The sequence below is a fragment of the Paraburkholderia sp. IMGN_8 genome (assembly GCF_038050405.1).
Classification (GTDB): Bacteria; Pseudomonadota; Gammaproteobacteria; order Burkholderiales; family Burkholderiaceae; genus Paraburkholderia.
This window is the reverse complement of the sequence record NZ_CP150900.1, coordinates 3,228,242-3,253,423: the sequence shown is the minus strand read 5'-3', so window position 1 is coordinate 3,253,423 and position 25,182 is coordinate 3,228,242. Positions and strand designations below refer to the sequence as shown.

Here is a 25,182-nt window from a genome sequence, read left to right as displayed (position 1 = left end):
CACAAGCAGGGAAGAACACTATGACGTTATCGATTACGAGCCACTTCGACGCGGGTGCGATCGAAGTGCTGTCCTGCGAAGAGGCCGGCAATATCCGTCTGCGTGTGCGGCCCGACAGTCACGCCGAGTTCGCGCAATGGTTCTACTTCCGGGTGTCCGGCGCTGCTGGCGAGCGCTGCGTGATGACCTTCGAAAATGCTGCTGCATGCGCGTTTGCCGAAGGCTGGCGCGACTATCAGGCGGTGGCGAGCTACGACCGGGTGAACTGGTTCCGCGTGCCGACCTCTTACGACGGCCGCGTGCTGGCAATCGATCACACGCCGGATTTCGATCGCATCTATTACGCGTATTTCGAGCCGTATAGCGAAGAGCGGCACTCGGAGTTTCTCGGCGCGGTCCAGCAGATGCCGCAGGCTTCGCTCACGGAGTTGGGCAAAACCGTCGAGGGCCGGCCGATGTCGCTATTGACGCTCGGCACGCCGCAAACCGGCGACACGCCCAAGAAGAAGATCTGGCTGATTGCCCGTCAGCATCCTGGCGAGACGATGGCCGAATGGTTTATCGAGGGCCTGGTGAAACGTCTGGCGGGCTGGGGTGATTGGGCGGGCGACCCGGTCGCGCGCAAGCTGTACGATCACGCGGTGTTTTACATCGTGCCGAACATGAATCCGGACGGCAGCGTGCACGGCAATCTGCGCACCAACGCGGCCGGTGCGAACCTGAATCGTGAATGGATGGAGCCGGATACCGCGCGCAGCCCGGAAGTGCTGGTGGTGCGCGATGCGATTCACGCGACCGGTTGCGATCTGTTCTTCGATATTCACGGCGACGAGGCGCTGCCGTACGTGTTCGTGGCCGGCTCCGAAATGCTGCCGGGTTTCACTGAGCGGCAAGGGGTGGAGCAAAAGGCGTTTATCGAGGCGTTCAAGCATGCAAGCCCGGACTTTCAGGACAAGTATGGCTATGCCGCGAGCAAGTATCGCGAGGACGCGCTGAAGCTGGCTTCGAAGTACATCGGCAACGAATTCGGCTGCCTGTCGTTGACGCTCGAAATGCCCTTCAAGGACAACGCCAATCTGCCCGACGAGCGGGTGGGCTGGAACGGCGAGCGCAGCGCGTCGCTCGGCGCCGCGATGCTGCAGGCGATTTTGCGGCATGTCGAGACGTTTGCCTGACATTCACTCGACGTTCGTTCCCTAAACGGATCGACACAAAAAAGCGAGGCACGCACTTCAGAAGTGTGTGCCTCGCTTTTTTGTGTGCCTGCATGACCGGCGGCGCGGCCTCGTTGATGCGGCGGCCGGTTTCGCCAGTTAGTGAGTCTTTTTCGCGGGTGCTTTCTTCGCGGCCGATTTGCTCGAAGTGGTTTTGCCGGAAGATTTGCCCGACGCTTTCTTCGTTGTCTTGCCGCTCGCCGAGTGCTTGCCCTTTACGCTCTTGTGCTTACCCGACGACACCCTGGCCCCGGTAGACCCGGTGCTGTGCGCGCGAGCCGGCGGCACCGGATCGTTCCAGCTGAACGCCAGCATCTGAGTGCCGACATAGCCGCAGCGGAATTTGAGATCGGCCGGATCGCCCTCGCCGCTTTGACGGATACCAAGCCCTTCGACGGTGACGATGCTATCCACCTTGACGCGCTGCTTGCCCTGGTCGAACGAGTCGTTCCAGGGCGTGACCGACGCATGCGCGCTATCGAAGGAGCTGGGTGGGAATTCGACACGCTCGAAGGCGGTCGATGTGCTGGCGACAAAGTTGCCATGAGCTGCGCAGTCCGCGACCAGCGGGTCCGCGTGCATGTCATTGACAAATCTGTTTACGAGATCGTTGTGCTGTTCGAGTTGATCGGCGAATGCGGGAGCGGAGCACATGAGCGAAAGACTCGCTGCACATGCCACTAACCGGCCGACCAACCGCAGCAATCGGCGCGGTACGTTGGTGCTATCCATCTAGTTCGTTAGACGCTAATGAGACATCAGGCACGTAAGATGCTCAACGCAAGGAAGGAGTTCCATCCTGACACAAATATTTTGCCCTGTCGTGGTGTGCAGGCTCGGATGCGTTGCGCGTCGAGGTGGCCGATTGCCACAGATACGCGCTTCATGGAGCGCCGGATGTCAGGTGCGTGGTCCGCCCAATCGATATCGGCGCACGTCGTAGGTGGTGACCCATGCGGGCCGGTAGACCGCGATCAACGCCGTCGACATGCCGGTGAACCATGCTTCGCCAGTGGCTAGTAGAAGCACGCTGAATGCATAGCCGGCCGGCACCACGGTCATCGATCCGTCGGCAAGCGCGATGTGAATGCCAAGTGCCGCAGAGGCGGTGAGCGACACGGCAATAGCCGGCGATACAAAACCCTGGCCGAAGATAAACATGAACATGTTGCGTGGCAGCCAGGCGATGCTGGCGCGCTGAACCAGCGTCGAGATGCCGACAGGCAGCGCACCGAATACAAGGAAAGTCAGCGCGATGCCCTGCCAGGGTGCGTCGAAAACGACGGCAGCAAGACCGGTGACCACCGCCATTGCAATCAGCGCCAGCGCCCAGTCGAATAGTGTGACGACCAGTGTGGCGCCGAGCAGATGCATGACGGTGCCGTCGTCGAGCCACGCATTGCTGGCCCACAGCACGGAAATCGCGACAACGATCGCGAGCCAGACGTGCTGCAGCGTGCCGTCCTGAAGTCGTTTGAAGGGGTTTTTCCAGAGCGCGAGCGCGACCACTATCGCAGTGGCGATCCAGCCACCGACAGCGACCCAAAACGGAAGCGGTGTGTAGAGGAAACCCATGTTTCTCATATTACTCGTTGGACGGCGAAAGGTGTGAGCGGATTCCATGCCAGCCGGCGCAAACGCTGCCAGAACGGTGCGCGCCCTGATATCGGCGCGGGCGCCGGCTGTTGTCATTCCGAACCTTCCGTAGCCGGTTCCAACGCTGAACCGGCGGGCGGTGGATCGCCAAAGGGCGTGCTCGGTTCGGCGGCCATAGGCAGCGTATCGGCAGTTTCGTTGGCTGGCAACGGATACTGGAAGCGCTGCCGCGTGCGGCGCCGCAATGGCACCACGCCGGCTTGCCCCATCACCGGCCGAACCGGACTTTCGCCATCGTTGCGCAGTACCTGCAAATGGGCCGACAGCCAGCCGTTGTAAAGCGCGACCGCGGCGGCGCGATTGGGTGCCCCGAGTTGCTGGAATATGCTGGTTAGATGAATCTTGACGGTGCCTTCGCTGATGCCGAGCGTGCGCGCGATCATCTTGTTCGTGCTGCCCATGTGGACGCAACGCATGATCTGCTCCTGGCGTGGCGACAGGCCGCTGGAAAGCCGGGCGCGACGAGGCGGGGGATTCTTCTCGTCGAACGGGCGGATGGCGGCATCCGGAGGCAGAGGGGGATTGAGCGCCAACGCGCCTGCCGGCACATAATGACCGCCCAGCAGTACCATCTCGAAAGCGCGCACGATCAGGCACGGATCGGTTTCGCGCGGCACTACGCCGAGCACACCTTCGTCCATCAGGTCCCGCACGCAGGCAGGCGAGACCTCGTCGGCCAGCACGGCAATGCGCAGGCCCGGATAGTGACTGAGCAGGCGGCGAGCATCCGCCACCGACATCCAGTCTTGCCAGTCGATTACCAGCAAGTCGGGCTGCTGGCGCTTGAGCGTGCGTTCTACCTGACGCCAATCTTGTGCTTCATTGAAACGCGCCAGCCGGTCGATTTGCCGCAGTAGCGCTTTGAGCCCATCGCGTCGTTCCGCGTCTGAGTTGAGTATCGAGAATCGCATGCCAGGTCTCCTGATGAATCGGCTGAAGTGACGCGATGCAGGCGATCCGAAGGGGCCGCGCGCGTTGCGATGCGTCACCGGGCCTATGATGACAAATTCCTTTCGACTTGACGGCCTGTCCAAAAGGCATAAGAAGAAAGCCATAAAAAAGCCCCGCGCACGGCGGGGCTTCTTCATTCCGATGACGAGACGCCGGGGCGCTGGCGCCGCCGCGTCAATGGAAGTGCGGCTGAGCGGGCTCCGCGTCCTCCGGCATTTCGGCGTGGACGATTTCGCCGAGCGGGTCTGCGTAGAGCGGGACGCCGCAGTCGTCGCAATATTCCGGCTCGAAGCGGCCCGCGTGGCGGCGCACGTCGGTCACGCCGGTCTCTTTTAGCAGCGCGACGATTTCTTCGAGTGGGTCGTCCGACGCAGCGGTCTCTTGCGGTTCTTCGTCGATGCCCGGTTCGCCGTTCTCGCGGCCGTACAGTGGCCACACGACGCCGTAGATCACTTCATTGCTGCCCCGGCGTGTGAAGCCGATGCGGTATTCGTCGATACGGCGCTCGCCGAAGCCTGCGACAACCGCGCGCAGGTCCTGCGGCGCCGCGCCGATTGTGTCGAACAGGTAGCGCACAGCGGTACGTACCGTGTGAGGGCGCACACGTTCGTCGGCGTCGCGGCAGGCCGAATAGTACGCATCGGGCAGCAGGCACTCGAATTCGCAGCCGGGCAACACCAGCGACAGATTGGCGCCTCCTTGCGTTGCCCATTGTTCGAGGCATTGTCCGCGTTCGATCCGGCTGCCGTGTTCTTCTTCCTGCCAGCGGAATGTCGGCTCGCCGACCGGCGCGGCAACCACGGCCAGCAGGAAGCGCGGGTCGGCCAGAATCGGCGAGGTTTCCGGCAACTCGCCGAAATTGAGCTTGACGTTGCCGCCACCCATTGCTGCTTGAGCGAGTTGTTGGGCAAGGCGCCACGTTTCGACATGGTGGCGCGGCAGTTGATCGATGCTGTACAGGAACGGCGCCATCGCAACACGGGTGTTGGCCGCGAGGACATGTGCCTGCAGATGCGCGCGCAAGGCGTCGGCTGCGTCGCCTTTGAGCGGGCCGGACGGAATCATGTAGCGAGTCCAGGCCAGCACGGGCGCGGCGATCAGCAGCGCTTCATGCGGAACACCTTCGTGGTCGACAATGAACGATTCGCTGTGCGTTTCTGCCATATCGGCGAGTGCGCCGTAAGCATCAGGGTGGTTTTGCTGCAGATGATCGAGCGCGGCGTCCAGCGTAGTCTGGTTGGCGTTGCGGACGATCTTGGCCAGCAGCGCATCGAGCTTCGCTTCCCAGAAGCGGTCTTCGGTGCGGCTGCCCGACGCGAATAGCGCGAGCGAGAGACCGACAAGCTTGTCGGCATCGGGGGGGAGACGTTTGGCGATTCGCGAGCGCATAAATCCGGAAATTGGGGTGCAGAGAACCTTATATTCTAGTCTTTTCTATGCCGCCATATTATTTGGCCGGCGATGCCGGATGAATTAAGACGTTTCGACATGAAAAAACGGCCTGCCGCGAGCGCCGTTGGGTGCGTTGCACGCCGGCTTGGCCGGATGATATAAGACGTCTCCGGCGCAGCAACTCGCTTCTATACTGACCTGACAGCTTTCAGTACGTACCCGGCAAGCGTATGTCCATTCGTCGCCGTGGTCTGGCACAACAGGGAGATTCATTGTGAAATCGGACCAACTGATCGAACGTCTCGCCGCTGTATTCGCTTTGATTATATTGGTGGGCGGTTCGCTACTGGTGCTGGCGCCGTTCACGACGGCGCTGCTGTGGGGCGCAATTCTGAGCTATAGCTCGTGGGGCCTGTACCGTCGACTGACAGCGGCACTTGGCGGGCGGCGCAAGTGGGCGGCGACGTTGATCGTGATCATCATTTTGGTCGTGGTGCTTGGACCGTTCGTCTACGCGGGCTTTGCGTTTGGCGCGCACGTTCACGAAATCGTTGCGCTGGTGGAAAGGCTTTTTGACGCTGGCTTGCCGGATTTGCCGTCGTGGGTCGGGCGAATTCCCCTGATTGGTTCGAATATCGAGGCGTTTTGGGGGCATCTGACAAGCAGCAACTCTGAACTGATCGCGCAATTGCGTACGCTCGCGGCGCCGGCCGGCAAGTGGATTCTGGCTGCGGCAATTGCTGTCACGCACGGTCTGGGGTTGTTGGCGCTGAGTATTGTGCTGGCGTTCTTCTTTTATACCGGTGGAGAGGGCGCAGCGGCCTGGTTGAATGCGGGCATGCGGCGGATTGCCGGCGAACGCGCCGATTATCTGCTGGCGTTGGCGGGCAGCACGGTGAAGGGCGTGGTCTACGGGATTCTTGGCACTGCGCTTGTGCAAGGCGTCCTTGCTGGCTTCGGTTGCTGGATCGCCGGTGTGCCGGCGCCGGCGTTGCTCGGGCTGGCAACTTTCTTCCTGTCGGTGATACCGGGCGGCCCGGTGGTCGTGTGGTTGCCCGCGGCGATCTGGCTGTATCACGGCGGCGCAACCGGCTGGGCAATCTTTCTGATCGTGTGGGGCGTGTTGGTCGTCGGCATGGCTGACAATGTCATCAAGCCGATTCTGATCGGCAAGAATAGCGACATGCCACTGATCCTGGTGATGTTGGGTATCCTGGGCGGCGCGTTTGCTTTTGGCTTCCTCGGTGTTTTCATCGGCCCGACTTTGCTGGCGGTTGCTTATACCGTGCTGCGCGATTGGACGATCGGGGCTCCAGCTGCGCGAGCCTTGGCGCCAGACGTAAAAGCGCCAGTTGTCGATGAATCGGGGCGCGTAGAAAAGGCGCCTTGAATAAATTTCAGATAACGCTTGCAAGCCGCGGTCCGGCTCGCTAGAATCTCGCTCTTTCGCGCTTCGGACAACGGGGCGCGGGAGGCGGGAGAGCCAGTAATGGCGGGGGTTTCCGAGAGGTCGGGCAGGTTCAGGAAGTTAAAAAAACCTGTTGACGACGTAGCGAAAGTTCTCCATAATCTCGCTTCTCTGCTGCTGATGCAGCGACGGGTGGCGGTTTGGTGGTGAATGCGCACTCGATCTTTAAAAATTAACAGCCGATAAGTGTGGGCGCTTGATGCGCGACGCGACGATGGATTCTTCGGGGTCTGTCGACAAGCGAAAGTATCAAGTCTCACACTAGTATTAAAGGAAGGTTTTCCTGCTGGGGTGGATTCACGCCGGCAGGAGGATCATTCGTCAGTACGTTGAGTGAGCGACCGGTTGGTAAAACAACCGAAAAACAGTAACAGGTTTGAACTGAAGAGTTTGATCCTGGCTCAGATTGAACGCTGGCGGCATGCCTTACACATGCAAGTCGAACGGCAGCACGGGAGCAATCCTGGTGGCGAGTGGCGAACGGGTGAGTAATACATCGGAACGTGTCCTGTAGTGGGGGATAGCCCGGCGAAAGCCGGATTAATACCGCATACGCTCTACGGAGGAAAGGGGGGGATCTTCGGACCTCCCGCTACAGGGGCGGCCGATGGCAGATTAGCTAGTTGGTGGGGTAAAGGCCTACCAAGGCGACGATCTGTAGCTGGTCTGAGAGGACGACCAGCCACACTGGGACTGAGACACGGCCCAGACTCCTACGGGAGGCAGCAGTGGGGAATTTTGGACAATGGGCGCAAGCCTGATCCAGCAATGCCGCGTGTGTGAAGAAGGCCTTCGGGTTGTAAAGCACTTTTGTCCGGAAAGAAAACCTCTGGGTTAATACCCCGGGGGGATGACGGTACCGGAAGAATAAGCACCGGCTAACTACGTGCCAGCAGCCGCGGTAATACGTAGGGTGCAAGCGTTAATCGGAATTACTGGGCGTAAAGCGTGCGCAGGCGGTCCGCTAAGACAGATGTGAAATCCCCGGGCTTAACCTGGGAACTGCATTTGTGACTGGCGGGCTAGAGTATGGCAGAGGGGGGTAGAATTCCACGTGTAGCAGTGAAATGCGTAGAGATGTGGAGGAATACCGATGGCGAAGGCAGCCCCCTGGGCCAATACTGACGCTCATGCACGAAAGCGTGGGGAGCAAACAGGATTAGATACCCTGGTAGTCCACGCCCTAAACGATGTCAACTAGTTGTCGGGTCTTCATTGACTTGGTAACGTAGCTAACGCGTGAAGTTGACCGCCTGGGGAGTACGGTCGCAAGATTAAAACTCAAAGGAATTGACGGGGACCCGCACAAGCGGTGGATGATGTGGATTAATTCGATGCAACGCGAAAAACCTTACCTACCCTTGACATGTATGGAATCCTGCCGAGAGGTGGGAGTGCCCGAAAGGGAGCCATAACACAGGTGCTGCATGGCTGTCGTCAGCTCGTGTCGTGAGATGTTGGGTTAAGTCCCGCAACGAGCGCAACCCTTGTCCCTAGTTGCTACGCAAGAGCACTCCAGGGAGACTGCCGGTGACAAACCGGAGGAAGGTGGGGATGACGTCAAGTCCTCATGGCCCTTATGGGTAGGGCTTCACACGTCATACAATGGTCGGAACAGAGGGTCGCCAACCCGCGAGGGGGAGCCAATCCCAGAAAACCGATCGTAGTCCGGATCGCACTCTGCAACTCGAGTGCGTGAAGCTGGAATCGCTAGTAATCGCGGATCAGCATGCCGCGGTGAATACGTTCCCGGGTCTTGTACACACCGCCCGTCACACCATGGGAGTGGGTTTTACCAGAAGTGGCTAGTCTAACCGCAAGGAGGACGGTCACCACGGTAGGATTCATGACTGGGGTGAAGTCGTAACAAGGTAGCCGTATCGGAAGGTGCGGCTGGATCACCTCCTTTCTCGAGCTAACGTGTCAAACGTTGAGCGCTCACGCTTATCGGCTGTGAACAAGACAGACTCAGGGGTCTGTAGCTCAGTCGGTTAGAGCACCGTCTTGATAAGGCGGGGGTCGATGGTTCGAATCCATCCAGACCCACCACTGTTTCTGCGGTGGCTGCGCTAATCGCTAAAACCCCTGGGTATCAGGTACAGATAGCGATGTCTGTGTATGACTGGGGGATTAGCTCAGCTGGGAGAGCACCTGCTTTGCAAGCAGGGGGTCGTCGGTTCGATCCCGTCATCCTCCACCAATCCTCAATGCCTAGCGTTCGGTGCTAACCGAGCTTTATGCATTGGCGATTGAGCCAGTCAGAGTGATATGAAGCAGAGCTTTATATCGGCTGTCGTTCTTTAACAATCAGGAAGAAGTAGTAAAGAGATTCACGAAAGCATACTTAGAGATGGGTGTGTGAGTAGGTGAATCAGGGTTGTGATTGTATCAATGTATGAAAAGGTAATCGAAAGATTGCTTTGGAATACGGCGCAACACGAATACTCAACCTGTAACGATGTGATGAAGTCATGCGCAAGCGTGGCAGAGACACACCCGTTATAGGGTCAAGCGAACAAGTGCATGTGGTGGATGCCTTGGCGATCACAGGCGATGAAGGACGCGGTAGCCTGCGAAAAGCGGTGGGGAGCTGGCAAACGAGCTTTGATCCACCGATATCCGAATGGGGAAACCCACTCCGTATGGAGTATCCGTAGCTGAATACATAGGCTACGCGAAGCGAACGCGGTGAACTGAAACATCTAAGTAACCGCAGGAAAAGAAATCAACCGAGATTCCCAGAGTAGTGGCGAGCGAAATGGGACCAGCCTGTACTCTTTATCTTCATTGTTAGTCGAAGGCTCTGGAAAGTGCCGCCATAGCAGGTGATAGCCCTGTAGACGAAAACAGCGAGGAAGAACTGGGTGTACGACAAGTAGGGCGGGACACGTGAAATCCTGTCTGAAGATGGGGGGACCATCCTCCAAGGCTAAATACTCGTGATCGACCGATAGTGAACCAGTACCGTGAGGGAAAGGCGAAAAGAACCCCGGGAGGGGAGTGAAACAGATCCTGAAACCGCATGCATACAAACAGTCGGAGCCTCGCAAGGGGTGACGGCGTACCTTTTGTATAATGGGTCAGCGACTTACATTCAGTGGCAAGCTTAACCGATTAGGGCAGGCGTAGCGAAAGCGAGTCCGAACAGGGCGTTCAGTCGCTGGGTGTAGACCCGAAACCAGGTGATCTATCCATGGCCAGGATGAAGGTGCGGTAACACGTACTGGAGGTCCGAACCCACTAACGTTGAAAAGTTAGGGGATGAGCTGTGGATAGGGGTGAAAGGCTAAACAAACCTGGAAATAGCTGGTTCTCTCCGAAAACTATTTAGGTAGTGCCTCGTGTATCACCTTCGGGGGTAGAGCACTGTCATGGTTGTGGGGTCCATTGCGGATTACTACGCCATAGCAAACTCCGAATACCGAAGAGTGCAATCACGGGAGACAGACATCGGGTGCTAACGTCCGGTGTCAAGAGGGAAACAACCCAGACCGCCAGCTAAGGTCCCCAAATATTGCTAAGTGGGAAACGAAGTGGGAAGGCTAAAACAGTCAGGAGGTTGGCTTAGAAGCAGCCATCCTTTAAAGAAAGCGTAATAGCTCACTGATCGAGTCGTCCTGCGCGGAAGATGTAACGGGGCTAAGCAATATACCGAAGCTGCGGATGCACAGTAATGTGCATGGTAGGAGAGCGTTCCGTAAGCCTGCGAAGGTGCATTGAAAAGTGCGCTGGAGGTATCGGAAGTGCGAATGCTGACATGAGTAGCGATAAAGGGGGTGAAAGGCCCCCTCGCCGTAAGCCCAAGGTTTCCTACGCAACGTTCATCGGCGTAGGGTGAGTCGGCCCCTAAGGCGAGGCAGAAATGCGTAGCTGATGGGAAGCAGGTTAATATTCCTGCACCATTGTTAAATGCGATGGGGGGACGGATCGCGGAAGGTTGTCCGGGTGTTGGAAGTCCCGGTTCCTGTGTTGGAGAAGGCGCTTTGGCAAATCCGGGCGCGCAATTCAAGGGCATGGGACGAGTGATCCAGGTCACGAAGCAACTGGAAGTGGTTCCAAGAAAAGCCTCTAAGCTTCAGTTTAACAAGACCGTACCGCAAACCGACACAGGTGGGCGAGATGAGTATTCTAAGGCGCTTGAGAGAACTCGGGAGAAGGAACTCGGCAAATTGGTACCGTAACTTCGGGATAAGGTACGCCCCTGTAGCTTGACTGGCCTGCGCCAGAAGGGTGAAGGGGTTGCAATAAACTGGTGGCTGCGACTGTTTAATAAAAACACAGCACTCTGCAAACACGAAAGTGGACGTATAGGGTGTGACGCCTGCCCGGTGCCGGAAGATTAAATGATGGGGTGCAAGCTCTTGATTGAAGTCCCGGTAAACGGCGGCCGTAACTATAACGGTCCTAAGGTAGCGAAATTCCTTGTCGGGTAAGTTCCGACCTGCACGAATGGCGTAACGATGGCCACACTGTCTCCTCCCGAGACTCAGCGAAGTTGAAGTGTTTGTGATGATGCAATCTCCCCGCGGCTAGACGGAAAGACCCCATGAACCTTTACTGTAGCTTTGCATTGGACTTTGAACCGGTCTGTGTAGGATAGGTGGGAGGCTGTGAAGCGTGGACGCCAGTCTGCGTGGAGCCGTCCTTGAAATACCACCCTGGTTTGTTTGAGGTTCTAACCTTGGCCCGTGATCCGGGTCGGGGACAGTGCATGGTAGGCAGTTTGACTGGGGCGGTCTCCTCCCAAAGTGTAACGGAGGAGTACGAAGGTACGCTAGGTACGGTCGGAAATCGTGCTGATAGTGCAATGGCATAAGCGTGCTTAACTGCGAGACCGACAAGTCGAGCAGGTGCGAAAGCAGGTCATAGTGATCCGGTGGTTCTGTATGGAAGGGCCATCGCTCAACGGATAAAAGGTACTCTGGGGATAACAGGCTGATACCGCCCAAGAGTTCATATCGACGGCGGTGTTTGGCACCTCGATGTCGGCTCATCTCATCCTGGGGCTGTAGCCGGTCCCAAGGGTATGGCTGTTCGCCATTTAAAGAGGTACGTGAGCTGGGTTTAAAACGTCGTGAGACAGTTTGGTCCCTATCTGCCGTGGGCGCTGGATATTTGAAGGGGGCTGCTCCTAGTACGAGAGGACCGGAGTGGACGAACCTCTGGTGTACCGGTTGTCACGCCAGTGGCATCGCCGGGTAGCTATGTTCGGAAGAGATAACCGCTGAAAGCATCTAAGCGGGAAACTCGCCTTAAGATGAGATATCCCCGGGGCTTCGAGCCCCTTGAAGGGTCGTTCAAGACCAGGACGTTGATAGGTCAGGTGTGGAAGCGCAGTAATGCGTTAAGCTAACTGATACTAATTGCCCGTAAGGCTTGATCCTATAACAGGTGTGTGCCGGCAGCCGTTAGTGCTTTGGCACTTATGGATGCCCCACCCTGCGCCACGCGCAGGGTCTCCAGAACACCCAGGTTGAGATCAGTGTTGTGCCAGAAACAGCACAGCCCAACGCATTACCGAGAGGCATCCTCTCAGCTACTTCTTCCAGATTGGCTGTATTGCCCCAGGGCAGTACGGCAACAAGTCATGCCTGATGACCATAGCGAGTCGGTCCCACCCCTTCCCATCCCGAACAGGACCGTGAAACGACTCCACGCCGATGATAGTGCGGATTCCCGTGTGAAAGTAGGTAATCGTCAGGCTCCCCTGCAGCACCAGAAACCCCACCCCGAAACGGTGGGGTTTCTGCGTTTACGGCCCGAAAACCGCAACGCAAAAAAGCCCTCCATTGCCGCGTGCATACACCGCGGTATAGCATCCCCGAGCCCCTCCACAGCAGCCAAATCTGGCTTTCCCCATGCGTAGCCGCGGCCCCAAAAACAGCAATCGCTGCGCCGCATAAAACCTGCAAACGACAAGCAGCGTGAGCTTCATCGCCAACCCTAAATGTCCCTCTGTACGCACCGCGCAGCGTCGTTCTGTCTTAACATCCTTCTCAAAATACTGTATAAATATACAGTGAAAACTTGCCGCTTGATGCTTGCCCGATGCCGGGTGGAGCGGAGCATTACTCATTGAAAGAGCGTGTCTATGGCAGCAGCAATTCAGTTTGCGGCGACCGCGCTGTCGCCGCAATTGCGGCGTCAGGTGTGGCAGGGGAATGAGCTTGCCGAGGCGGACTCGCGAGTAATTTCCAGCGGCTACGCCGCGCTGGATCAACTGCTGCCGGGACAAGGCTGGTCGGCCGGCGGCCTGACGGAGCTACTGATCGAACATGGCGGAGTGGGCGAGGTGCGCCTGCTCGCTCACACGCTTCGGCATCTTACGACGCAAGCCGAACGGCACGTCATACTCGTAGCACCGCCTTATCAGCCATGTGCCGCGGCACTGAGGGCTTGGGGTGTCGATGTCGGGCGAGTCTTATGGGTGCGCTCGGGTGAAGACCAGTCTCTATGGGCCGCGGCTCAAGCATTGAAACAGGATGGCATCGGCGCGGTACTGGTGTGGCTACCGAATGCGCGCGCCGATAAGGTTCGGCGTCTGCAAGTGGCAGCTCAGGAGTCAGCATCGCTGGCATTTTTGATCCGCCCTGTTGAAGCCGCTACGCAATCTTCGCCGGCGCCATTGCGGATGATCTGCGAGCCACTTTTGCCGGCCAATGCGCAGACGATCAACCGTCGTCAATGGTTGCAAGAGATCGGCATCTCGATCGATATCTTCAAGCGTCGCGGCCCGCCGCTAGCAGCGCCTCTGCGTCTCATTTTGCCGTTACAAGACGTCGTGTTGCCGGAGAACCGGGGCGGTAGCAATCAAGGACGAGAGATCAATCATGTTGTGGATCGCAGTCACATTGCCACTCTTGTCGCTGGAAGCAGTGAAGCCTCTCATGCCGCTTCCGGATGGTTTGCCCGCCAGGTCGAATCGGCCTGAGCCGGGCGACGACGCAAGCCAACTTCCCGTCGGCGACGATGTCGGCGGTGGGCAGTGCTATGCGCTGGCCGATCACGCACACATTCTGTTGCCCGATTTCGACGCATTGCGTGCCGGCGTGCATGCCGGTCATTCGCGCTCGTATGCATTGGCGTTGGCACCAGGTCTCAAAATGCTTGCCGCAGATACCACCCGTGAAACTCAGGCATTCGAAGCGATGGCGCTTGCATTGCTGATGTACACACCGAAAGTGTCGCTCGCCCACGCACACACGTTGCTGCTGGAAGTGGGCTCCGGTTTGAGATTATTCGGCGGTTTGCGAGTGTTGTTGTCGAGAGTATCCGCCACGGCGGCTGAATTCGGCTATACGACGCGCATCGCTTGTGCGCCGACCGCGTGGGGCGCGTGGCTGCTGGCGCAAGCGCGCGCCAATCGGCAGGGACATCGTTGGCATGTAGTGAAGGAGACTTCGCTTGCGCGCGTCCTCGACCGTTTATCCATGTCGTTGCTGCCGGTTGCGCAGGCGCATCGCGATGCGTTCTCGCAGATCGGTTGCGTTACGTTGGCCGATTTGCATCAGTTGCCACGGGCGGGCGTCGTGCGGCGTTTCGGCAGCGGCATTCTGGATCTGCTGGCGCAAGCGTATGGCACGCGCCCGGATCCACGCGAATCGTTTCGTGCGCCGGCGTCGTTTCATGCGCAACTGGAGTTGCCGTCGCGGGTCGATAATGCCGACGCACTGTTGTTTGCCGCGCGTAGGCTGATCGTGCAACTGGCCGGATGGCTGAGCGCGCATCATGCGGCGCTCAGTGGCTACACGCTATTGCTCGAGCATGAATTGGCGTCTCGTCATGCGCCGAAGACGTCGAGTCTGAAGGTCGCGTGGGCCGTACCGTCGCGCGATGCCGAACATCTGATCTGGCTGTTGCGCGAAAAGTTGAATCAGACCGTACTGGCGGCGCCGGTGATCGAGTTGAAGCTGATCGCTGATCAGATTGGCGAGTATGCGGGGCAATCGGACACCTTGTTTCCGATGCCTGAAACAGACGGCGATTCGATCGCGCGTCTGCTCGAACGCTTGAGCGCACGATTGGGGCCGGAGAACGTGCTGCAGATGTCGGTGCAGGATGATCATCGGCCCGAGCAGGCAATGCGTGTCGAGCCGTACCAGACACAAGCGTTTTCACGCAAGAAGCGTTCGCCCGCCAAAGCCAGGGTGAAGATCAAAGCGGATAAAACCTGGCTGACGGATGAGTTGCAACATGCGGCATCTGAAGAAGATCACGCAGATGGCGATGCGGCAACACGATCGCCGCACATCGCGCGATGGCTAGATGAAATGGCGGGCGATAGAGGCAGCCGCACGTTCGCGACGCAACCGGGCGATGCGCAGGCCTCGCTCGATCTGCCCGACAGCGCGTTGCCGTCGCAACCTCGCCCTGTCTGGATGCTCGACAAGCCACTGCGTTTGATGATGCGCGACCAGCGGCCGATTTATCGTCGGCCGCTGAAAATGCTCACGCGTACCGAGCGGATTGAAGCAGGGTGGTGGGACGGCAACCGCGTCGAGCGGGATTACTACGTCGCGGCCGACGATCGCGGTCATATGTTCTGGGTGTACCGCGAACGTATTAGCGGCGAGTGGTATTTGCAGGGTTTGTTCGGCTGAGCATCATCATGGCAATTTCCCGCTTTCCATCCTCATCGGAGCAGGCGCTTGCGGCCCACCTGCCGGCGTATGCGGAATTGCATTGCCTGACCAATTTCTCCTTTCTGCGTGGCGCTTCGCACCCGCACGAACTGGTCGAACAGGCGATGTCGTGCGGCTACCGCGCGCTCGCGATCACCGACGAATGCTCGCTGGCGGGTCTCGTACGCGCACACACGGCGGTGAGAGAAATCAAACAGGAGCGGGATCGTCAGCAGAAAGAGCACGAAGACAAAGCAAAAGCCGCACAAGCAGGAACGTCTTCAGATGAAGCCGAAGAGCCAGTAGAGGCTGAAGAATACATGCTCAACCCCATTCCTCACCTGATCATTGGCAGCGAGCTCAACCTGACCGATGCTCAAGGCGAACCGTTCTGCACACTGGTTGCGCTAGCAACCAACCGCAACGGCTACGGCAATCTTTCCGAACTGATCACGCTAGCCCGTTCGCGTGCGGACAAAGGCAGCTATCGCCTCAGCCCGTCCGACTTCACCGATTCGCTACCGCATCTCGAACATCTCAAAACGTTACCCGATTGCGTTCTGATCCTCGTGCCGCAGCGCACGGCAACGCTCGCGCACACCCTGCGCTGCGCACATTGGCTTGCCTCATTCGCATCGCAACGTTCATGGATCGCGCTCGAACTCTGGCAAACCGGCAGCGACGATCTTCAGATCGACGCATTGCGGATGATTTCAAAGGCCAGCGGCTTGCCTCTGGTTGCAGCAGGCGGCGTCCTGATGCATGTGCGTTCGCGCAAACCGCTGCAGGACACCATGACCGCGATCGGTCTGGTCACGCCACTATCGGCCTGCGGCCACGCGCTCGAGGCGAATGCCGAGCGGCATATGCGTACGCGTGTGCGGCTCGGCAAACTGTATCCGCGCGATACACTCGAAGAAACACTGCGTATCGCAGTCCTATGCCGCTTCTCGCTCGATGAACTCAAGTACGAGTATCCGGAGGAACTGGTTCCCGCCGGTGAGTCGCCATCGAGCTATCTGCGCAAGCTGGTGATGGCCGGTGCGATGGAGCGCTGGCCAGACGGCATGGATCTCAAACGAATCGATCAGATCGAGAAAGAGCTGAGGTTGATCGCCGAGTTGAAATACGAAAAGTATTTCCTGACGGTGCACGATATCGTGAGCTTCGCGCGCTCCAGAAACATACTGTGTCAGGGGCGAGGTTCGGCGGCGAATTCGATCATATGTTATTGCCTGCATGTCACGGAAATCGATCCGGTGCGCATGAACATGCTGATCGAACGGTTCATCTCGCGCGCGCGCAACGAACCGCCTGATATCGACGTCGATTTCGAGCATCAGCGCCGGGAAGAGGTGATTCAATATATCTACGGGAAGTACGGCCGTCATCGCGCGGCGCTGACTGCATCGCTGATCACGTATCACGCGCGCAGCGCGCTGAAAGACGTCGGCAAGGCGTTGGGGCTCGAAGCGTCGTTGATTGAGCGGATCAGTAAATCGCAGCAATGGTGGGACGGTACGGACGCGGTCGCCAAATATCTGGCGGAAGCGGGCTTCGATGCCAGCTCGCATATCACGCAGAATCTGATTCGCCTCACCAAAGAGTTGCGCAATTTTCCGCGTCATCTGTCGCAACACGTCGGCGGCTTTGTGATCGCGAAAGACAAACTGTCGCGGCTCGTGCCGATCGAGAACGCGACGATGAAAGACCGCAGCGTAATCGAGTGGGACAAGGACGATATCGATGCGCTCAAGCTGCTGAAAGTCGACGTGCTGGCGCTAGGCATGTTGTCGGCAATCCGGCGCGCGCTGGAGTTCGTCGCATTGCGGCGCGGTTTTCCTAAGTTCAGAGTGCAGGATATTCCACGCGAGGACCGGGCCGTCTATGAGATGTGCGGCCATGCCGATACGATCGGCGTTTTTCAAATCGAATCGCGTGCGCAGCAAAGCATGTTGCCGCGGCTGAAGCCGACCGAATACTACGATCTCGTGATCGAAGTCGCGATCGTGCGGCCCGGGCCGATTCAGGGCGGCATGGTGCATCCGTATCTGCGTCGCAAGCAAGGTCTCGAGGTCGAGGACTATGCAAAGGATGAATTGCGACCGGTGCTCCAACGCACGCTCGGCGTGCCGATTTTCCAGGAGCAGGTGATGCACCTCGCGATGGTTGCGGCGGAATACACCGGCGAGCAGGCCGACCAGTTACGGCGCGCGATGGCCGCGTGGCGGCGCACCGGGAACCTGGCGAAGTACCAGAAGGATCTGACCGAGCGCATGCTCAAGCGGGGTTATGAACTCGAGTTCATAACCCGCATCTGCAAACAGATCGAAGGCTTCGGCGAATATGGTTTTCCTGAGAGCCATGCGGCGAGCTTCGCGTTGCTCGTCTATCTCAGCGCGTGGCTGAAGCGTTATGAGCCGGCCGCTTTTCTGGCGGGTTTGCTGAACAGTCAGCCGCTGGGTTTTTATTCGCCGTCGCAGCTCGTGCAGGATGCGAAGCGTCACGGCGTCAAAGTATTGCCGCCCGACGTGACGTTGAGCGACTGGGAATCGACCTTCGAAAGAAACGGTTATGAAGGGCAGCGGATTTCATTGAGCGAAACCTGTTTGCATCGTCAGCAGGCCGTACTATCGGCGCAGCAATTGCGCGATCTGTCGCTGCGGCGCTTCGCGGTAAGCCAGACCATCCGACGCGCGGCGAAACGTCTGACCGCACGTGTATTTCAGCCGTCGAACACGTACGGCGCGGGCGGCCCGGCGGTGCGCATCGGCATGCATCTGATCAAAGGCCTTTCGCAGGTGGCCGCCGAACGCATCATGGCGGCTCGCAGCGACGCGCAGTTTGCCGACGTCGACGATCTGGCACGCCGCGCGGCATTGACGCGGCGCGATCTCGAAGCGCTTGCCGCGGCGAACGCACTGGTCAGCATCGCGGGCCATCGACGCGAAGCGTGGTGGGCGGTGACCGCACAGCACACGGTGCCCAAGCTGCTGCGCGATGCGCCGATTGCCGAAGCGCCGCTGGTGTTGCCGCAGGCAGCCGAAAGCCGCGAGATCGTCGACGACTACGCGAGCCTTGGCCTTACGCTCAATCGCCATCCGGTCGCGCTATTGCGTGCACGTCTTGCCAAACAGCGTTTTCGCACGGCGGCCGAACTCGCTGCGTGTCAGCACGGCACGCTGGCGCGCGCATGCGGCATCGTCACCGTACGGCAGCGGCCGGGCACAGCAAACGGCACCGTGTTCGTTTCCCTCGAAGACGAGACCGGCTCGATCAATGTGATCGTCTGGCCGTCGCTGGTGGAAAAGCAGCGCAAGGTGTTGTTGGGTTCATCGTTGCTGGCGGTGTATGGCGTCTTGCAGCGTGACGACGGCGTCGCTACCGGCGGCGACAGCGCCGGCAACGTGGTGAGCGTCAATAAAGCAGGCAAGGCGAAACAAAGACACCAAGGCGAGGTGATTCATCTCGTTGCGCATCGTCTCGAAGATCACAGCGAATTGCTCGGCGAACTGGCCACGGCAAGCCGCGATTTTCATTGATGCCGGCTCGCCGCGGCTGACATCGCCGCTAAATGCTAGACCTGCTTATCACCTGCATCGCCGCGCCATGGAAAGCGGGTCAGCACTTGCCGGATCGCGGTGTCGAAAGGCGTGCGGCGGCCAATGCCAAGCGCCTCGAGCCGACTCGAAGCGAGGTGGCAGTTATGCGGACGCGGGGTCGCGTCGGTCGGCGTGTGCTGCGGTGTCAGTTGCGCGTCGAGTTGCAGCGCTTCGGCCAGACCCAAGGCGATCTCGTACTTGGTCATTGGCTCGTCGCCCGACCATTGCACGATGCCGCGAAGCGCTTCGCCGCGCTCATGCCGTTCGAGCATTTGCCGGACCACGAACGCGACGTCCGGCGTGAAGGTCGGATAACGAATCGCCCAGGCATCCATGACGGCAACCTTGCCATTGAGCGAAGCCGACGCGGCAATCGCCGGCACGAGACTCGTTACCGCCGATTCTGCCCAATTGACAATCGGCCCGTATAGCAGCGGCAAACGCAGTACGCAGCCGAGATCGGTCGTCTCCGTCAGCGCGCGCTCGCCGTCGAGCTTGCTGTGCCCATAGGCATTGAGGGGGGCCGGTTCGGAATCGTGTTGATAGGGCGGCCGAGTGCCGTCGAACACATAATCGGTGGAGATCGACAGCGTCCATGTGCCGCGCCGTTTTGCCGCCGCTGCCAACGTGCGCACCGCATCGACGTTCAGCGCACGGGCGAGTGCCGGATCGTGCTCGCACACATCCGGGCGACGCTCCGCGGCGGCAATCACGAGCGCATCCGGCGCTTCGCGCTCGACAAACTGCTCGACCGCCTGCGCGTTGCGAATATCGAGCGCGACCGTGTTGGACCCAGGCCGGCTGAACGCCGTTGCGACCACCTGCCAGCCGGTTTGCTGCGCCAATTCATCGACGAGCGCGCGGCCAAGCAAGCCAGACGCACCAATGACTGCAACTTTGAACATGACAGGAACCCGCTTTATCGGGCCGCGCCGCTGGTCACGTCCGTGACTGTATAACCGGCCTCGTCGATGGCGGTCTTCAGCGTTTCGGCCGGCTGCGCCGATTCGACCACCACGCGGCCGGATGCCAGGTCGACCTGTACCTGCGCGGCGCCGTCGTGTTCACGGATCGCCTGGGTGACTGCCGCCACGCAATGCTGACAGCTCATGCCTTCTACCTGGAATTCGATCGTCATCTGGATTGCCTCGAAAAAATGAATGCTGCGATGGTTGAATTATGCCTGCCGATACGCACTTAAGTGACTGACCTTCCCATCATGGGAAGGTGTACGATCGACGCGCATACTGGGGAAACAGTCATGAACATCGGTGAAGCGGCCCGCGCGTCGGGCGTCACGGCGAAAATGATTCGCTACTACGAGAGTGTCGGTTTGCTGGCAGCCAAAGCGCGTACGAGCGCCGGCTATCGCGTCTATGGACCGCAGGAGGTTCATTCGCTGCGCTTCATCCGGCAGGCGCGCCGGCTCGGCTTTCTGGTCGAAGACATTCGCCGGCTGCTGGCGCTGTGGCACGATCGATCGCGCGCCAGTGCCGAAGTCAAGGCGATTGCGCTTGAACACGTCGCGGATCTCGATCGCCGCATCACCGAACTCACGGACATGCGCGACACGTTGGCGCATCTGGCCGATCATTGCCACGGTGACGAGCGTCCGGACTGCCCGATTATCGAGCGGCTGGCGGATACTGATCTGATGTCGGGGAAGGGCTGTCATCCGATTTGACGGAGGTGGTGCAACCCGAGTGTGACATTTGTTGCAACCTGTCACGCGAATGCACCAATAATGTGCTGTTTTGGAGCGGGAAACGCCGCCTGTCACGAAAAAATCGCCATACATCTCATAAAATCAAAAACTTAGATGCCCCAATCGCGTGCACCATTCCAAAACGGAATGCACGTCATGCGGGCATTTCACTAGCCAGGTTGCACCATAGGGCTATAATCAGGGTTAACCCTTTTACGGGAAATCCCTGATGCACAACTCACCGGGGATTCAATCTGATCCTTGGAGAACATCATGTTTGCATACCTTCTTGAAAAGCTGAGCACCTGGTTTGAAACCGCAGAACGTAGCCGTCGTGAAGCCTATCTGGCGTCGTCGTCGGACATCGTTCAGCTTGAGCAACGCATCCGCTCGCTCGAAACCAACGGCTACTCGTTGTAAGCAGCACGAGCATCAAGTCTGACCCGGCAGCACGCGTCGCGTGGCCATAGCAGTACAGTGTTGAGCCCCGTATAGACGGGGCTTTGTCACATCTGGACTCCCAGAACTGCAGTCAATCGCCGCTCGAAAACTGTCTACAGGCCAATATCGACTAGCCTGAAGGTTGCCACCGCGGTAAGGTAAAGCGTTTTTTGCGCAATCCGGCATTCCCAAAACTTATCCGGTCCGCCCATGCTTCCTGTCCGCTCGCTCCGATCCATACTGGCTGCCACCGTCGCCGCATCGCTGACAACGGTTTTCGCGGTACCGGCGAGCTTCGCCGCGTCGAGCAATACCGGCAAGCCGTTGATCCTCGACACGCAGAGCGGCATTAGCGATGGCCAGAGCGGCACCGTGCTGCAAACCGCACCGCTCTCGCGGGCGCGGATCGTCGAGGCTCAGCCCATGGCGGCGCCCACCGAACTGGCGCCGAATTCGTCGATCCCGATCATTGTCGCGCCTTACATCCAGTTGCCCGGCGGCGGTGGAGTTCCACAGCCGCAACCACAACCGCAGCCTCGTCCGGCGCTAAGTCCGCAATAAGCGTCTTCCGCGCGTAGTCCTCAGCAGTCCCTCTGCGATTCGTTGACGTTTCGAACGGCGGCCCCTGCGTGCCTCCACCGTGTGCGCCGTGTGTTCACGCGCGCCTTCGGATCACGCGCACGGCATTGGGCCATTCGGGTTTCGGCGCATGGCGTGGGTGAAACCGTCCGACGACAATCGTTGCGCGGCTTCACGCCAACGATATGGGGCATGCACATTGCGCTGCGCCGCCGCATCGAACGAAAACAGAACAAGGAGACATCGAAATGCCTACTCACTGGATGCGGCGTGCCGCCGGCAGCTGCGCCACGCTGATCGCGCTCGTTGCGCTACCCGCCGTTGCGCTCGCCAAAGACACACCGGAAAAGCCCACCCTGACAATGGCCGTCGGTGGTTTACCGGGTCTTTACTATTTGCCGGTGCTCGCGGCGCAGCAGTTGGGATACTTCAAGGACGAAGGGCTCGACATCACGCTCGAAGATTTCGCGGGCGGATCAAAGGCCCTGGAAGCGGTAGTGGGCGGCAGCGCCGACGTGGGCGCCGGCGCATTCGAGCACACGCTGTTCATGCAGGCGAAGGGGCAGCACTATCGAGCATTCGCGCTGATGGGACGCGCGCCGCAGATCGTCGTTGCGGTGGTCAAGTCGAAGGCCGATCAGATCAAGACACTGGCGGACTTCAAGGGCGCAAAAGTGGGCGTAAGCGCGCCGGGTTCGTCGACCGATCTGGTGCTGACCGTGGCCTTGCGCAAAGCCGGCGTACAGCGCAACGAGATTTCGGCGATTGGTGTGGGCAGTGGAGCAACGGTACTGGCCGCAGTAAGCGGTGGTCAGATCGACGCGCTGTCCAACGTCGATCCGATGATGACCAAGCTGCAGCACAGCGGCGCGATCAAGGTGCTGGTCGACACGCGCACGGTGAAGGGCACGCAAGAGATATTCGGCGGAACGATGCCGGCAGCGACGCTATATGCATCGGAGAGCTTCATCCAGAAGTATCCGAAGACGACGCAGGCGCTCGCCAACGCGATCGTGCGCGCTGACCATTGGCTGCAGACCGCAAGCGACGCCGACTTGCTGAAGATGGTGCCACCGGCCTATCTGCTTAACGACTCGGCGCTCTATGTGGAAGCTTTCCACAACGTGCGCGACGCGTATTCGCCGGATGGCCTGATGCCGGCGGACGGCCCGGCCACCTCATTGCGCGCGCTGTCGTCGTTCGACAACCGGCTCGACCCGAAAAAGATCGACCTGAACGCAACCTATACCAACGACTTCGCTCGCAAGGCCGCGGCGCAACTCAAGTAAGCGGCTTAGACCGCTCACCGTCAGGCTACGCGCCGTACCGCTTCGACGGCGTATGCGCGCAGCTGGCGAGAAAGATCAATCGCCGCGGTATTCGACCTTGAACTGCGCCGCCTTGTCCTGACCGAGCGCTTCGACCAACCAGGGCAGTTGCTCTTTCAGCGTTTTTGCCAGCGTGTACGGCGGATTCAGGATGAACATGCCGCTGCCGAACAGGCCGAAACCGTCGGTCGGCGGATTGCTGACGGTCAGGCTCACATGCAGCCAGTTGCGCTCCTGCAGCTTCTTCAACTGATCGGGAAAGCGCTGCGATTCGAGGCGCTTCACCTGCGGATACCAGACTGCATACGTGCCAGTCGGAAAGCGCTTCAGACTCTCTTCGACGCAGCGCAATGTGCGCGTGTAGTCGCGCTTGTCCTCGTACGATGGATCGAGCAGCACCAGCGCGCGGCGCGGCGCCGGCGGCAGCAAGGCCAGAATGCCGTCAAAACCGTCGCCCGCGTAGAGCATGGCTCGCCGGCCAGCGTCGCGAAAGTTGTGGCGCAGCACGTCGATCTCGGTGGTGTGCAGTTCGAACAGACGCATGCGATCCTGCTCGCGCATCTGCCGCCATGCGACATACGGCGAGCCCGGATAGAAGCGCAACTGGCCGTCCGGATTCAACGCGCTCACTTCGCCGACGTAATCGGCGAAGAGCGGCGGCAGATCGTTGCGGCCCCATAGTTTGGCGATACCGGTCTGGAACTCGCCGGTTTTGGTCGCGTAGCCTTCCTTCAGCGAATAGACGCCGGCGCCCGCGTGCGTGTCGATATACCAGTAGGCTTTGTCCTTCTGGCCGAGGTAGCGCAGTAGCTGCAACACGACGGCGTGTTTCAGAACGTCGGCGTGGTTGCCTGCATGAAAGGCGTGGCGGTAGCTGAGCATGATGAGGGGACGCTGAAAGAGGGCGTGCCGGTCCAGGGCGGATTCGGCGATGCGGATGCAATGCGGTGACACAACCGGTGTGCGGCGCGGTCGCGTATTGTACGCGACGCCGCGTTGCAAGCCGCAGTGCGTTCCGCGCGACACGGCCCGGATGCAGCGCGGGCCGTGCTCACGGCTTGGCGGATGCTTGGCGGCCGCCTTCCTTAGTTGTAGGCGTCGCCGATAATCTCCTCGATCTGTTGCTTGATCTCCGGCGTGATGCTCTCCGCCACCTCTGCCGAGGCCATGTTCTCAGCGATCTGTTCGACCCGCGACGCGCCGGTGATGACCGTGCTCACATTCGGATTCTTCAGGATCCACGCAATCGCCAGTTGGCCGACCGTGCAGCCCAGTTCGTCGGCCACTTCGCCGAGCTTGCCGACCACGTTGTTCTTGCCGGCATCGGTCACCTGCTTGCGCAGCCATTCGTAGCCTTGCAACTGCGCACGGCTATCAGCGGGCACGCCGTCGCGGTACTTGCCGGTGAGCAGGCCGGAGGCGAGCGGGCTCCAGGTCGTCAGCCCAAGGCCGATGTCCTCGTAAAGCCGCTTGTATTCCTGCTCGACGCGTTTGCGGTGGAACAGGTTGTACTGCGGCTGTTCCATGACAGGCTTGTGCAGATGATGCCGCTCGGCAATGTCGTAAGCGGCGCGGATTTCATCGGCGCTCCATTCGGATGTGCCCCAGTACAACGCCTTGCCGCGCGCGATCATGTCGCTCATCGCCCAGACGGTTTCCTCGACCGGCGTGTTCGGGTCAGGACGATGACAGAACACCAGATCGACGTAATCGAGTTGAAGGCGTTTTAACGACGCGTCGATCGCGCTCAGCAGATATTTGCGGTTCAGCGTGTGGTACTGGTTCGGTGCCTCTTCCAGACCCCAAAAGAATTTCGTCGACACCACATAACTCACGCGCGGCCATGCCAGTTCCTTGAGCGCCTGACCCATGATTTCTTCGGACTGGCCGCTGGCATACACCTCGGCGTTGTCAAAGAAATTGACGCCCGCATCGCGCGCGGCGGCAAGCGATTCGCGCGCCGCATGATGGTCGACCTGATTGCCGTAGGTAACCCATGAGCCGATGGACAGTTCGCTGACTTGCAGGCCGGAACGGCCCAGACGTCGATAATTCATGCATTCCTCCTTCGTAGTGATGCCGCCGGAATCCCGCTGAAACGTCTAGTTTAAAGAGATACGGCCCGATGTGCGTTTTCCAGATGTGGTTCACGCGGTTCATGCACAATAGCAGCGTTGGCCGCAGTGCAACATCCGGCCGGACGGTCTATGCCGTTTGGCTGACTT

The 25,182-nt window shown here is 59.3% G+C and carries 17 protein-coding genes, 2 tRNA genes and 3 rRNA genes; 14 read left to right on the top strand and 8 right to left on the bottom strand.

Annotated elements, in window-relative coordinates:
• Window positions 1-20 precede the first annotated feature (20 nt).
• The gene (locus WN982_RS14885) at window positions 21-1,175 is read left to right on the top strand and encodes a M14-type cytosolic carboxypeptidase (RefSeq protein WP_341312725.1); all 1,155 of its coding nucleotides are present in this window, start codon (window positions 21-23) and stop codon (window positions 1,173-1,175) included.
• Window positions 1,176-1,313: 138 nt separating this feature from the next.
• Here WN982_RS14885 and WN982_RS14880 read toward each other — a convergent pair whose 3' ends face one another.
• From WN982_RS14880 to WN982_RS14865, 4 genes are all read right to left on the bottom strand, one after another.
• Complete coding sequence (locus WN982_RS14880) at window positions 1,314-1,946, bottom strand: hypothetical protein (RefSeq protein WP_341312724.1); 633 nt, start codon at window positions 1,944-1,946, stop codon at window positions 1,314-1,316.
• 168 nt (window positions 1,947-2,114) lie between these two features.
• Window positions 2,115-2,789 (bottom strand): energy-coupling factor ABC transporter permease, encoded by a 675-nt coding sequence (locus tag WN982_RS14875; protein ID WP_341312723.1) that lies wholly within the window; start codon window positions 2,787-2,789, stop codon window positions 2,115-2,117.
• Window positions 2,790-2,902: 113 nt separating this feature from the next.
• Complete coding sequence (locus WN982_RS14870) at window positions 2,903-3,781, bottom strand: response regulator transcription factor (protein WP_341312722.1); 879 nt, start codon at window positions 3,779-3,781, stop codon at window positions 2,903-2,905.
• Between the two features lie 214 nt (window positions 3,782-3,995).
• Window positions 3,996-5,210, bottom strand: a complete 1,215-nt coding sequence (locus tag WN982_RS14865; protein WP_341312721.1) for a DUF2863 family protein — start codon at window positions 5,208-5,210, stop codon at window positions 3,996-3,998.
• A 277-nt stretch (window positions 5,211-5,487) separates the two neighbouring features.
• On the opposite strand from WN982_RS14865, the gene WN982_RS14860 reads away from it, so the two are divergent.
• From WN982_RS14860 to WN982_RS14820, 9 genes are all read left to right on the top strand, one after another.
• On the top strand, window positions 5,488-6,603 hold the full coding sequence (locus WN982_RS14860) for an AI-2E family transporter (RefSeq protein WP_341312720.1): 1,116 nt from the start codon (window positions 5,488-5,490) through the stop codon (window positions 6,601-6,603).
• A gap of 456 nt (window positions 6,604-7,059) precedes the next feature.
• Window positions 7,060-8,590: ribosomal RNA gene (locus tag WN982_RS14855) — 16S ribosomal RNA — on the top strand.
• Between the two features lie 63 nt (window positions 8,591-8,653).
• A tRNA-Ile gene (locus WN982_RS14850) sits at window positions 8,654-8,730 on the top strand.
• Window positions 8,731-8,805: 75 nt separating this feature from the next.
• Window positions 8,806-8,881 (top strand) — tRNA-Ala (locus tag WN982_RS14845).
• Between the two features lie 305 nt (window positions 8,882-9,186).
• Window positions 9,187-12,065, top strand: a 23S ribosomal RNA gene (locus WN982_RS14840).
• A 206-nt stretch (window positions 12,066-12,271) separates the two neighbouring features.
• Window positions 12,272-12,384, top strand: a 5S ribosomal RNA gene (gene rrf / locus WN982_RS14835).
• Together the 16S, 23S and 5S rRNA genes with 2 tRNA genes alongside form the textbook arrangement of a ribosomal RNA operon.
• 388 nt (window positions 12,385-12,772) lie before the next feature.
• Window positions 12,773-13,612: a translesion DNA synthesis-associated protein ImuA gene (gene imuA, locus WN982_RS14830; protein ID WP_341312719.1), complete on the top strand. Its 840-nt coding sequence runs from the start codon at window positions 12,773-12,775 to the stop codon at window positions 13,610-13,612.
• Window positions 13,512-15,281: a DNA polymerase Y family protein gene (locus tag WN982_RS14825; protein WP_341312718.1), complete on the top strand. Its 1,770-nt coding sequence runs from the start codon at window positions 13,512-13,514 to the stop codon at window positions 15,279-15,281. Before imuA ends, WN982_RS14825 begins: the two co-directional genes overlap by 101 nt.
• 8 nt (window positions 15,282-15,289) lie before the next feature.
• A complete protein-coding gene (locus WN982_RS14820) occupies window positions 15,290-18,844 on the top strand; it encodes an error-prone DNA polymerase (protein WP_341312717.1) in 3,555 nt (1,184 codons plus the stop codon).
• A 35-nt stretch (window positions 18,845-18,879) separates the two neighbouring features.
• On the opposite strand, the gene WN982_RS14815 is transcribed toward WN982_RS14820, so the two are convergent.
• The gene (locus WN982_RS14815) at window positions 18,880-19,809 is read right to left on the bottom strand and encodes an SDR family oxidoreductase (protein ID WP_341312716.1); all 930 of its coding nucleotides are present in this window, start codon (window positions 19,807-19,809) and stop codon (window positions 18,880-18,882) included.
• A 14-nt stretch (window positions 19,810-19,823) separates the two neighbouring features.
• Window positions 19,824-20,042: a heavy-metal-associated domain-containing protein gene (locus WN982_RS14810; protein WP_341312715.1), complete on the bottom strand. Its 219-nt coding sequence runs from the start codon at window positions 20,040-20,042 to the stop codon at window positions 19,824-19,826.
• A gap of 123 nt (window positions 20,043-20,165) precedes the next feature.
• Between WN982_RS14810 and cueR the strand changes: the two genes are divergently transcribed.
• The 4 genes from cueR (at window position 20,166) to WN982_RS14790 (ending at window position 22,918) form a co-directional block, all read left to right on the top strand.
• Window positions 20,166-20,588: a Cu(I)-responsive transcriptional regulator gene (gene cueR, locus WN982_RS14805; protein WP_341312714.1), complete on the top strand. Its 423-nt coding sequence runs from the start codon at window positions 20,166-20,168 to the stop codon at window positions 20,586-20,588.
• Window positions 20,589-20,882: 294 nt separating this feature from the next.
• On the top strand, window positions 20,883-21,029 hold the full coding sequence (locus tag WN982_RS14800) for a DUF3563 family protein (RefSeq protein ID WP_074265275.1): 147 nt from the start codon (window positions 20,883-20,885) through the stop codon (window positions 21,027-21,029).
• A gap of 231 nt (window positions 21,030-21,260) precedes the next feature.
• Window positions 21,261-21,611 (top strand): hypothetical protein, encoded by a 351-nt coding sequence (locus tag WN982_RS14795; protein WP_341312713.1) that lies wholly within the window; start codon window positions 21,261-21,263, stop codon window positions 21,609-21,611.
• 266 nt (window positions 21,612-21,877) lie between these two features.
• Window positions 21,878-22,918, top strand: a complete 1,041-nt coding sequence (locus tag WN982_RS14790) for an ABC transporter substrate-binding protein (protein ID WP_341312712.1) — start codon at window positions 21,878-21,880, stop codon at window positions 22,916-22,918.
• Between the two features lie 75 nt (window positions 22,919-22,993).
• On the opposite strand, the gene rlmJ is transcribed toward WN982_RS14790, so the two are convergent.
• Together rlmJ and WN982_RS14780 are read right to left on the bottom strand one after the other, a co-directional pair.
• Window positions 22,994-23,839, bottom strand: a complete 846-nt coding sequence (gene rlmJ, locus WN982_RS14785) for a 23S rRNA (adenine(2030)-N(6))-methyltransferase RlmJ (protein WP_341312711.1) — start codon at window positions 23,837-23,839, stop codon at window positions 22,994-22,996.
• 203 nt (window positions 23,840-24,042) lie between these two features.
• The gene (locus tag WN982_RS14780; protein ID WP_341312710.1) at window positions 24,043-25,014 is read right to left on the bottom strand and encodes an aldo/keto reductase; all 972 of its coding nucleotides are present in this window, start codon (window positions 25,012-25,014) and stop codon (window positions 24,043-24,045) included.
• Window positions 25,015-25,182: the final 168 nt, after the last annotated feature.